The organism is Bradyrhizobium sp. PRIMUS42, from assembly GCF_023006515.1.
In the GTDB taxonomy this organism is placed as follows: domain Bacteria; phylum Pseudomonadota; class Alphaproteobacteria; order Rhizobiales; family Xanthobacteraceae; genus Bradyrhizobium.
In genome coordinates, this window is sequence record NZ_JALBGZ010000175.1 from 1 (window position 1) to 9,764 (window position 9,764).

14 protein-coding genes and 1 pseudogene are annotated in these 9,764 nt (G+C 64.1%); 12 read left to right on the top strand and 3 right to left on the bottom strand.

The genetic code is table 11. The annotated features are described in order from the left end of the window. The 3 genes and pseudogenes from fliI to MOV75_RS15545 all read right to left on the bottom strand — a co-directional run. Positions 1-399 (bottom strand): annotated as a pseudogene (gene fliI / locus MOV75_RS15535) (flagellum-specific ATP synthase FliI); the annotation flags it as partial. Positions 400-441: 42 nt separating this feature from the next. Then, on the bottom strand, positions 442-1,170 hold the full coding sequence (flgF, locus tag MOV75_RS15540; protein ID WP_246926192.1) for a flagellar basal-body rod protein FlgF: 729 nt from the start codon (positions 1,168-1,170) through the stop codon (positions 442-444). 3 nt (positions 1,171-1,173) lie between these two features. Further along, complete coding sequence (locus tag MOV75_RS15545; RefSeq protein ID WP_246926194.1) at positions 1,174-1,959, bottom strand: DUF1217 domain-containing protein; 786 nt, start codon at positions 1,957-1,959, stop codon at positions 1,174-1,176. Between the two features lie 143 nt (positions 1,960-2,102). On the opposite strand from MOV75_RS15545, the gene motA reads away from it, so the two are divergent. The 12 genes from motA to MOV75_RS15605 all read left to right on the top strand — a co-directional run. Continuing rightward, the gene (motA, locus tag MOV75_RS15550) at positions 2,103-2,999 is read left to right on the top strand and encodes a flagellar motor stator protein MotA (RefSeq protein WP_246926201.1); all 897 of its coding nucleotides are present in this window, start codon (positions 2,103-2,105) and stop codon (positions 2,997-2,999) included. Then, positions 2,996-3,937, top strand: a complete 942-nt coding sequence (locus tag MOV75_RS15555) for a flagellar motor switch protein FliM (protein WP_246926204.1) — start codon at positions 2,996-2,998, stop codon at positions 3,935-3,937. The genes motA and MOV75_RS15555 overlap by 4 nt, the downstream gene beginning before the upstream one ends. Continuing rightward, positions 3,918-4,232, top strand: a complete 315-nt coding sequence (locus MOV75_RS15560; RefSeq protein WP_246926212.1) for a hypothetical protein — start codon at positions 3,918-3,920, stop codon at positions 4,230-4,232. Before MOV75_RS15555 ends, MOV75_RS15560 begins: the two co-directional genes overlap by 20 nt. Positions 4,233-4,308: 76 nt before the next feature. Next, a complete protein-coding gene (gene fliN, locus MOV75_RS15565; protein WP_246926214.1) occupies positions 4,309-4,698 on the top strand; it encodes a flagellar motor switch protein FliN in 390 nt (129 codons plus the stop codon). A gap of 2 nt (positions 4,699-4,700) precedes the next feature. Next, positions 4,701-5,741, top strand: a complete 1,041-nt coding sequence (locus MOV75_RS15570) for a flagellar motor switch protein FliG (RefSeq protein ID WP_246926216.1) — start codon at positions 4,701-4,703, stop codon at positions 5,739-5,741. Between the two features lie 13 nt (positions 5,742-5,754). Beyond that, positions 5,755-6,840, top strand: coding sequence for a flagellar biosynthesis protein FlhB (gene flhB / locus MOV75_RS15575; RefSeq protein ID WP_246926218.1), 1,086 nt, complete (start codon positions 5,755-5,757; stop codon positions 6,838-6,840). Positions 6,841-6,904: 64 nt separating this feature from the next. Then, on the top strand, positions 6,905-7,306 hold the full coding sequence (flgB, locus tag MOV75_RS15580; RefSeq protein ID WP_246926221.1) for a flagellar basal body rod protein FlgB: 402 nt from the start codon (positions 6,905-6,907) through the stop codon (positions 7,304-7,306). 11 nt (positions 7,307-7,317) lie between these two features. Then, positions 7,318-7,734, top strand: coding sequence for a flagellar basal body rod protein FlgC (flgC, locus tag MOV75_RS15585; protein WP_100174722.1), 417 nt, complete (start codon positions 7,318-7,320; stop codon positions 7,732-7,734). Between the two features lie 2 nt (positions 7,735-7,736). Next, a complete protein-coding gene (locus MOV75_RS15590; protein ID WP_246926223.1) occupies positions 7,737-8,066 on the top strand; it encodes a flagellar hook-basal body complex protein FliE in 330 nt (109 codons plus the stop codon). Between the two features lie 18 nt (positions 8,067-8,084). Beyond that, complete coding sequence (flgG, locus tag MOV75_RS15595) at positions 8,085-8,873, top strand: flagellar basal-body rod protein FlgG (RefSeq protein ID WP_063201481.1); 789 nt, start codon at positions 8,085-8,087, stop codon at positions 8,871-8,873. Between the two features lie 37 nt (positions 8,874-8,910). After that, entirely contained in the window at positions 8,911-9,363 is a 453-nt protein-coding gene (gene flgA, locus MOV75_RS15600; RefSeq protein ID WP_246926225.1) for a flagellar basal body P-ring formation chaperone FlgA, read from the top strand. After that, a partial coding sequence (locus tag MOV75_RS15605; protein WP_247006133.1) for a flagellar basal body P-ring protein FlgI occupies positions 9,360-9,764 on the top strand: 405 nt, incomplete at its 3' end. The genes flgA and MOV75_RS15605, both read left to right, overlap by 4 nt.

Here is a 9,764-nt window from a genome sequence, read left to right on the forward strand (position 1 = left end):
CGCCTCGGCCTCAGCCGAGACCGCCTTGGGGCCCGGGGTGAGGGGACCGAGTCCATCCAGCGGCGCGCCTAGGGCGTTGATGACACGGCCCTTCCAGCTCGGATCGGGCGCAAAGGACAAGGGCGGCATCCGGTAGGCGACCGAGCCGAGGCCGCCGGCAAATTGCCGGTCGAACGGCTTGGCAACGATGCCCTCGCTGTCGATCCGCACCACTTCGCCGATCTGGGGCTTGCCGGCCGAATTGACGCCAATAAGCTCGCCGAGCCTGACGAAGCGGGACAGGCCGGAGACACGGAAATGCGTCGGCGCGATCTCGGAGATCGCGCCGCTGACGCTTGCCAGGGGAGTGCTCTGCTGAAGCTCCAGCAGCGCCCACTCGAGTTGCCGAAGAGCGTTCAAGGTATCAGTCCAACCTCAATTTCTATGCGCGCGAGGCGCGGTCTACTTGCCGGGCTCGCCCAGCGTGCGGATTGCATTCTGCAGCGAGCTCTCGGTGCCCTCGATCATCGAATTGGTGCCGTCGAAGGCGCGCGAGGCCGCGATCAGCTTGGTCAATTCCATCATCGGGTTGGCGCCGGAGCCCTCGACATAGCCTTGCTTGAAGCCGTCGCGCGAGAAATCGGCGATGGCGGTCGCGGGCCGGTCCGGCGTCACGCCGGAATTGCCGTAGCGCTCGAGATTGGCGTCGGCAGGAATGTTGAACAGCCCGATAGTGCCGATCTCGTTGTTGTCCTGGGTGATCGAGCCGCTGCGCGAAATCGAGATCGGTCCGCCGTTCGGGTCCAGCGTGATCTGCGCGCCGCCGGAATCGACGACGGGGAAGCCGCTCACGGTCTGAAGATCGCCGTTGGGGGCGATCTGGAGCCGGCCGTCACGGGTATAGACCGTGCCGTTCGGACCGGCGAAAGCGATCCAGCCCTGCCCGACCACGGCGACGTCGAGCGGGTTGCCGCTCTCGGTGATGTTGCCGACCTCCCGCGAGATGATGTTGTCGCCGGGCGAGGAGAAGGCGACCGGGTTCGCTCCCGCCTTGGACAGCACGGTCTCGAACTTCACCACGTCGGTGCGGAACGCCGCCGTGTTGACGTTGGCGACGTTGTTGGCGATCGTCTGGAGGCGCTTTTCGAGGGCGACCTGGGCGGACAATCCCACATAGAGGGCCGATTGCATGAGCTACTTTCCGAGCCGGATGGACTGAAGTTTCGAGAGCATGTCGATATCCATGCTGGCCGAGGAAGCGCCCCCGATCAGGACGAGCGCGGAATTGGTCGAGCTGTTGCTCTGGGCCTGGGTCGCATCCCACATCGCCGCAAAGCGCTGCACGAATTTGGTGACCTTGGCCGGGTCCTGGAAATCGGTGAGCTTGACCCTGTTCGTGATCATCTTGGCCTGGGCGTCGATGTCGGCCGCGCTGATCGTCGAGGGCAGGCCGAGCGCGGTCTGAACCACCTGGGTCAGCGCCTTGTCCGCGAGGACCTGGTAGGCGGTCGTGATCGTGGACGCCTTGCGGGTGAAATAGAGCGCCAGCCGCAGACCCTCGTTCTGGTCGCCGGCCTTCTGCTCCATCGTCTGCGTGACATAGTGGGTTGCCGTCCCGGTCGTGGCCTGGGCGGTCTTGGTGGCGTTGCTGCCGAGGGCGGCGAAATTGAAGGCGGTGGCGAATTCCCGGTAGCGGGTGTCGGTCAGCTTGTTGGCGAAGGTGTTCTTGTTGGCGACACCCTCGGTCAGCACCTTGCGCATGAACGCCTTGGCATAGGTCATGTCGCTGAGGCCAAAGGCCTTCATCGCGTAGGAGTAGAGGCGATAGTCCTTGAGGAAGTCGTCGATCGTCTTCACGTTGCCAATATGGCTCAGGAAGTAATCGGTCTCGCGGCTGACATCCGGCTGTGTCGCGACCTGGGTCAGCGACTTGCCCATGTCCTTGGTCAGTCTGGTGTAGTCCGCGATGGTGGATAGCATGACACGCGCCCCTCTGGCCGCTGTTGCGACGCCGTCCCAAGCTGCAGCCATTTGCTTGCGCGAGGCTGGCGATGCGGGAAGCCAGCTTCGCGCAAGGCTCGCCGACTAGATATTCCCGATGGGATCGGCGATGGAGCGGCGCGTTGGGCAGTTTCGTGGGGATTTTCATCACGGTAGCGGCGCTGCTCGGCGGATTTGCCGCCATGGGCGGGCATCTGGCCGTGCTCATGCAGCCCTGGGAGTTCGTGATCATCATGGGGACCGCGGTCGGCACCTTCATCGTGGCCAATCCGTGGAAGACGGTCGTGGACACCGGGGTGGCCTGCATGCAGGCCATCACCGGCGCGGTGCCGAGTGAGCGCTACTATCTCGACCTGCTCGGGGCGCTCCATGCTTTGATGCGCGAGCTCAGGGGCAAGGGCCGCAACGAGGTGGAAGCGCATATCGACGATCCCGCATCCTCCGAAATCTTCAAGGCGTTCCCGAGCGTGCTCGGCGATCCCTCGCTGCTCCAGTTCATTTGCGACTATGTCCGCCTCATCATCATGGGCAATGCGCGCACGCACGAGATCGAGGCGCTGATGGACGAGGAGATCCACACCATCGTGAAGGGCAAGCTGGCGCCCTATCATGCGCTGGTGACGGTGTCCGAGGCGTTGCCGGCGCTGGGCATCGTCGCCGCCGTGCTCGGCGTCATCAAGGCGATGGGCGCCCTCGACCAATCCCCGAAGCTGCTGGGCGGCTTCATCGGCGCGGCCCTGGTCGGTACCTTCGCCGGCATCTTCCTGTCCTATGGTGTCCTTTCGCCCTTCGCGATCAAGATCAAGATGACGCGCGAGAAGAAGTGCCGCCCATACATCATCGTCAAGCAGACGCTGCTGGCCTTCATGAACGGCGCCATGCCGCAAATCGCCGTCGAGCACGGCCGCAAGATGATCGCCAGCAGCGAACGGCCGTCGATCGACGTCGTCGAGAACGAGACGATCGCAGGTCCCAAGGCTGTCGTCACCGAGCCCGAACCCAAGGCTGCCCGCGCATGATGATGGAAGACGTCGGCGTCGATCAGAAGAAGCAGCTCCCGAACTATCTGCTGGACGCTGCCGGCATATCGATCGAGCGCATGCCGATGCTCAATGTGATCTTCGATCGCATGGCGGCATCCTGCACCGACAGCCTGCAGCCGATGGCTGGAACGCCGTGCTATTTCTCGGTCAACGGCATCACCAACGATCCTCTCGGCGACATTATCAAGGACTACGAGGGCAACGCGGTGGCTGCGGTGCTCTATGCCGAGCAGTGGGACTCGCGCGTCATCATCATGCTGGACCGCGACTTCGTGTTTACGATGGTCGAGGCGATGTTCGGGTCCGACGGCGCGGAACCGCCGCTCGATGTCGAGCGCACTTTCTCGAACATCGAGATCCGGCTGGTCCAGGCGCTGTTCGAGCGCTTCGCCAAGGCGCTGCAAAGCGCCTTCGCCGGCACCTCCAACGTCACCTTCCGCGTGGAGCGGGTCGAGACGGCGATGGCGTCGCTGGCGATCGGGCGCGCCAGCAACATGTCGATCTGCGCAAACATGATGGTCCAGGCGCTCTACCGCGGCGGCCAGATGTTCCTCATCATTCCGCACTCCGCGCTCAATCCGCTCCGGCAGAAGCTCGCTCATGTCGTCGTCAGCGACGGTCGCGCTTCCGATCCGCGCTGGCGCGAGCAGATGGAGAGCGAGGTTCACCGCACCGAGGTGACGCTGAGCGCGGTGCTCGACGAGAAGATGATATCCCTCGAAGATGTCGTGAAGTTCAAGGTTGGGCAGGTGCTCGAGCTCGAAGCCACGCCGCGCACGCTCGCCCGGCTCGAAAGCAACAACCAGGTGTTGTTCTGGTGTCAGATCGGCCAGCTTGATGGCTATTACGCCATGCAGGTGGCCGATCCCGTCGATCAGAAACGGGAGTTCGTCGATGATATCCTATCTCGTTGATGCCGTGCTGCTGATTGCGCTCGCCTTCACCAGCATGCGGGTGACCCGGATGCACCGCGAGCTGGCGCGGCTGCGCAGCTACCAGGGCGAATTCTCGACTATCGTCCACGAGACGGCGGGCGCCTTCGATACGGTCATCACAGCGGCGCATGATTCCACCGCCAATCTCGGACGGCTCGCCAACGTGTTGAGCACCAAGATCGATCAGGCCCACGAGGCGATCGCGGCGCTCGATGCCCGCAGCGGGCTCGCGCCGGCTGCGACCGCAGGCGGCACTGAGGTGAACAAGCACTGACGCCGAATCCGGCGGAACCAATACGATCGGAACGTCACGACGGTCCGGGAGCGGAAATACCAAGAGGCGATACCAGATGGCGCAATCCTTCGACTATGAATCTGCCGCGCAAGCCCCGGCCTCCGACGAGGGCCATACCGAAACCTCTCCGCTGGAGCGGCTGGCGGAGATTGCCGCGCGCACGGTCGAGGAGAGCGGCAAGTTCGCCAATGTCGATGCCATCCTGCGCATTCCCGTCACCATGCAGGTGGTGCTGGGATCGGCGACCATTCCGGTCGCGAACCTGATGAAGCTCGGCCGCGGCGCCGTGGTTCCGCTCGATCACCGGGTCGGCGAGCCCGTTGATGTCGTCGTCAACGGCCGCATCGTTGCCCGCGGTGAGGTGGTCGTCGTCGAAGAGGACAATTCCCGCTTCGGCGTCTCGCTCACGGAGATCGTCGGACCGCTGGGGCAGGGTGATAGCTGACCATGGCGGCACAGGTCGGCATCGCCCCCATCAAGCAGCGAGGCGTTGCCACGCTGGGTGGAACGGAGAAGGTCGCGGCACTTCTGCTGGCCATGGGTCGGCAGGCAGCCGCGAGCGTGCTCGCGCAATTCGAGCCGCAGGACATTCGCATCGTCACCAAGGCCGCGGCCGAGCTGCGGCCGATCACGGCGCAGGAGCTCGAATCGATCGTCGAGGAGTTCGCCCAGCAATTCTCGATGGGCGCGAACATTCTGGGGACCCTCGGTGGCCTCGAAGCCGTGCTTGGCGATGTGCTTCCCGCCGACCAGGTGACGGCGATCATGTCGGACCTGCTCGGCAATTCGAGCAGGTCGGTGTGGGATCGCGTCTCGTCGGTGTCGGAAAACTCGCTGGCGACCTACCTCTCCAAGGAGCATCCGCAGACCGCGGCGCTGATTCTGTCCAAGGTCAAGCCGTCTTGCGCCGCCAAGGTGATGAGTCAGCTACCCTCGAGCCTGCGTAACGAATTGATGCGGCGCGTGCTGAGCCTCAAGCCGATCGTCGACGACGCGATGAAGGTTCTCGAGAAGACGCTGCACGAGGACCTGACACTCAATTTCGCCCGCAACCTCGGCGCCGACACCTACGCCCGCGTCGCGGATATCATCAACAAGATGGAGCGCGGCCACATCGAGGACATGCTGAAGAGCCTGTCGGAAAAGCGGCCGAAGTCGGCCGAAGTGCTGAAGGAGCTGCTGTTCACCTTCGACGACGTGACCAACCTGACGCCGAAAGCGCGCACCATGATCTTCGACCAGGTGCCGACCGATCGCATCGTCGTCGCGCTGAAGGGGACCGACAAGCATTTCCGCGAGCTGATCCTGTCCTCGGTCGCCTCGCGCGTCCGCCGCGTTGTCGAGCACGAGCTCGCCATCGGTGAGCCTTCGAACCAGCGCGACGTGCTGGAGGCGCGGCGCGTGATCACCGATCTCGCGCTCGAGCTCGCGGAGAAGGGCGAAATCGAGCTCAACCCCGAGCAGGAGGATGAGCTGGTCTTCCGCTGACCGCTGAACGGGCATGGCAGAATCATCCGATCAGGAGAGCAAGACAGAAGAGCCGACCGAGAAGAAAGTCCGTGATGCGCTCGAACAGGGCAAGATCCCGGTCTCTCGGGAGGCCTCTATTTTCGCCTCGATGGCCGCGCTGCTGGTCATTCAGGCGTTCCTGATCGGTCAGGGCGTGCAGCAATTGACGCCGACGTTGACGAGCCTGCTGGACGATCCTGAAGGCTTTCCGCTCTCCACCGGTGCGGACGCGCAGAACCTGCTCACCGTGGTCGGCCTCCAGGCGCTGCGTTTCCTGGTGCCGCTGGTCGTCATCCTCATGGTATTCGGGCTCGCTTCCTCGCTGCTGCAGAATGCGCCGCGCCTGGTGCTGGAGCGCATCAAGCCGGACCTTTCGCGAATCTCTCCGATCGGCGGCTGGAGCCGGCTCTTCGGAACGCAGGGGCTGGTCGAGTTCGCCAAGTCGCTGTTCAAGCTCGCAGCAGTGACCTCCGTGGTCGTCTTCGTGCTGCGCGCATCGGAGGCGAAGGCGTTCGAGGCGATGTACACGGATCCGGTTGCGCTGCCCGAGATGATTCTCAACATCGCGATGCGGATCGTCTCGGCGATCTGCATCGCGACCATCGTCCTGGTGGCGATTGATCTCGCCTGGGCACGCTTCCACTGGCGGCGCGAGCTGCGCATGACCAAGCAGGAGATCAAGGACGAGCACAAGCAGGCCGAGGGCGATCCGCTGATCAAGGCGCGCCTGCGCTCGCTGGCGCGTGACCGTTCGCGGCAGCGGATGATCGCGTCCGCATCGCGCGCGACGCTGGTGATCGCGAACCCGACGCATTTCGCGATCGCGCTACGTTACAATCGCGAGGAAAACCCCGCGCCGCTCGTGGTGGCCAAGGGCATGGACGTGATCGCGCTGAAGATCCGCGAGGTCGCCGAGCAGAACCGGATCCCCGTCATCGAGAACAAGGCGCTGGCGCGCGCGCTCTACGAGGCGGTCCAGGTCGATCAGGTGATTCCGGCGGAGTTCTTCCGCCCCGTCGCAGAGATCATCTACTTCCTGCAGTCGAAGCAGGCGCCGCGCACCGAGAAGGTCCGGTAGAATTCCGAGGACGACGTCCGGCCCAACAGCTTGACGAAAGCTTAACGCCCTAGGCTTCTCCCGAATGGACCAGAACGGGGCTGTCGTGGGACCGCTTTATCTCTTCGAACTCGCATCGTCGCAGGCGCGCTACCTCGAGCTCCGCCAGTCGACCATCGCCACCAACGTCGCCAACGCCAACACGCCCGGCTTCAAGGCGCGCGACGTCGAGCCCTTCAACAAGGTGCTCGACGGCATGCCGGTGAGGCTCGCAAGGACATCGCCGTCGCACCTGCAGTTGTCCGCGACCGAGACCGACACGCGCGCGATCGCGAAGAAGGACAGCTGGGAAGTGGTTCATTCCGGCAACTCGGTCAGCCTCGAGCAGGAAATGATCAAGGGCAGCGACGTCAGCCGCGACTATTCGATGAACTCGGCGATCGTGCGGTCGTTCCACCGCATGGTCCTGGCCGGTGCCAAGGCCTGAGGTGAACTGACATGCTGGACTCACTGAGCGCCTCTCTGACTGTTGCGAGCTCCGGGCTCGAGGCGCAATCGACGCGCATGCGCATCGTCTCGGAGAATCTCGCCAACGCGACCTCGACCGGGCGCACCGCCGGCGCCGATCCCTATCAGCGCAAGACCATCACCTTCGATGCCGCGATGGACCGCGCCTCGGGCTCGCAGCTCGCGAAGGTCAAGGAAATCGGCGTCGACACCACGCCGTACCGCGTCGAGTACGATCCCGGGCATCCCGCCGCCGACAAGGCCGGCTACGTCAAGCTGCCGAACGTCAACATGATGATCGAGATGGCCGACATGCGCGAAGTCAACCGGTCCTATGAAGCCAATCTCCAGGTCGTGAAACAGGTCAGGTCGATGCTCGGCATGACCATCGACCTCTTGAGGAGCTGACAATGCTTGAGGCGATTTCATCCACGGCGATCTCCGCAGGACAGGCGGCGAGCCGCGCGACCGAGACGCAGGCCATCGCGCCCGCGGCGCCGACCGCGATCCAGCCATCCGACGATGTCGGCTTTGACTCGGTGATGAAGCAGGTGACGACGGACGCGATCGGAACGCTGAAGGCGGGCGAAGCGGCGTCGATCTCGGCGATGCAGGGCAAGGAATCGACGCGGCGCGTCGTGGAGGCGCTGATGTCGGCCGAGCAGGCTCTGCAGACCGCGGTCGCGGTTCGCGACAAGGTCGTGCAGGCCTACCAGGAAGTCGTCCGGATGTCGATTTGATCTGAAGGAGTAACGCAAGTGAAATCGCTCGCCATTGCGGCCACGGGCATGAACGCCCAGCAGACCAACATCGAAGTCATCGCCAACAACATCGCCAACATCAACTCGACGTCGTACAAGCGGGCGCGTGCGGAGTTCACCGATCTGTTCTACCAGATGGACCGCATGCAGGGCGTCGCCAACGTCAACGGTTCGTCGCCGATCCCGGAAGGCGCCAATCTCGGTCTCGGCGTCAAGTCGGCGGCGATCCGCAAGCTGCACATCCAGGGCGCGCTGACGCAAACCGGCAACCCCTACGACATGGCGATCAATGGCCGCGGCTGGTTTCAGGTGCTTGGCCCGAACAACGAGGTGCAATACACCCGCGCCGGCTCGTTCAACACCAACGCCAACGGCCAGCTCGTCACCATCGACGGCTATCTGCTGGATCCCGCGATCACTGTGCCGCAGGGAACGGTCGAGGTCACTGTCAATGCCACCGGCCAGGTGTTTGCCAAGCTGGACACGGAAGTGAACCCGCGCCAGATCGGCCAGCTCAATCTCGCGAATTTCGCCAACGAAGCGGGCCTGGAGCCGCTGGGCGGCAATCTCTACAAGGAGACCACGGCGTCGGGCACGCCGGTCGTCGGCCTGCCGGGCGATTCCGGATACGGCAAGATCAACCAGAAATATCTCGAAGCCTCGAACGTCGACCCGGTCAAGGAAATCACCGAGTTGATCTCGGCGCAGCGCGCCTACGAAATGAACGCCAAGGTCATCCAGGCCTCGGACGAAATGGCCCAGACCGTTTCGAAGGGCATGCGCTAGTTCCGGTGTCTCGATGTTGAACAGGGTGGGTCTGATCATGCGCGGGTTGGCCGCCGTGCTGCTGATTCTGGCTTCAGTGCGCCTTGCCGTGGCCGAGGAGAAGCGGCTTCCCGTGCCGGCGGTTTCGATCCGCGCCGGCGAGCTGATCCGGGACGACATGATCACCGAGCGCGCCTTCGCGACGAACCTGCTCGGCGTTGCCATGTTCGTCGAGGGACGCCAGGTCCTGGTCGGCCGCATGGCGCGGCGCGCGCTGCTGCCGGGCCAGCCCATTCCCAGCAATGCAGTGGAAGATCCCTGGACTGTCGCCCGCGGCGCCCAGGTCAAGGTCGTGGTGGAAGACAGCGGCCTGTCGATCGTCACTTACGGCTCGGCGATGCAGTCGGGTGCGGCCGGCGCGCTCATCCCGGTGCGCAACACCGATACCGGCGTGATCATCAGGGGCATCGTCCAGCCGGACGGCACCGTCAAGGTCGTGGACGGGTCATGACCAGGATCCTGCTTGCGCTCGTCCTGCTGCTTTCGGCCGCCAGCGCCCATGCCGCCGTCCGCATCAAGGACATCGCGGACATCAAGGGGTTGCGCGAAAACCAGATCGTCGGCTACGGCCTCGTCATCGGCCTGAACGGCACCGGCGACACGCTTCGCAACGCTCCGTTCACGGAGCAGTCCCTGCAATCGATGCTGGAGAACATGGGCATCAATGTCAGGAACGAGACCACGAGCACCAACAATCCCACGCGTCCGACGACGCTGCGCACGCGCAACGTCGCGGCCGTGATGGTGACGGCGGACCTGCCACCCTCGATCGGCCCCGGCGAGCGCATGGACGTCACCGTGTCGTCGCTCGGCGATGCGACCTCGCTGCTCGGCGGCACGCTGGTCATGACG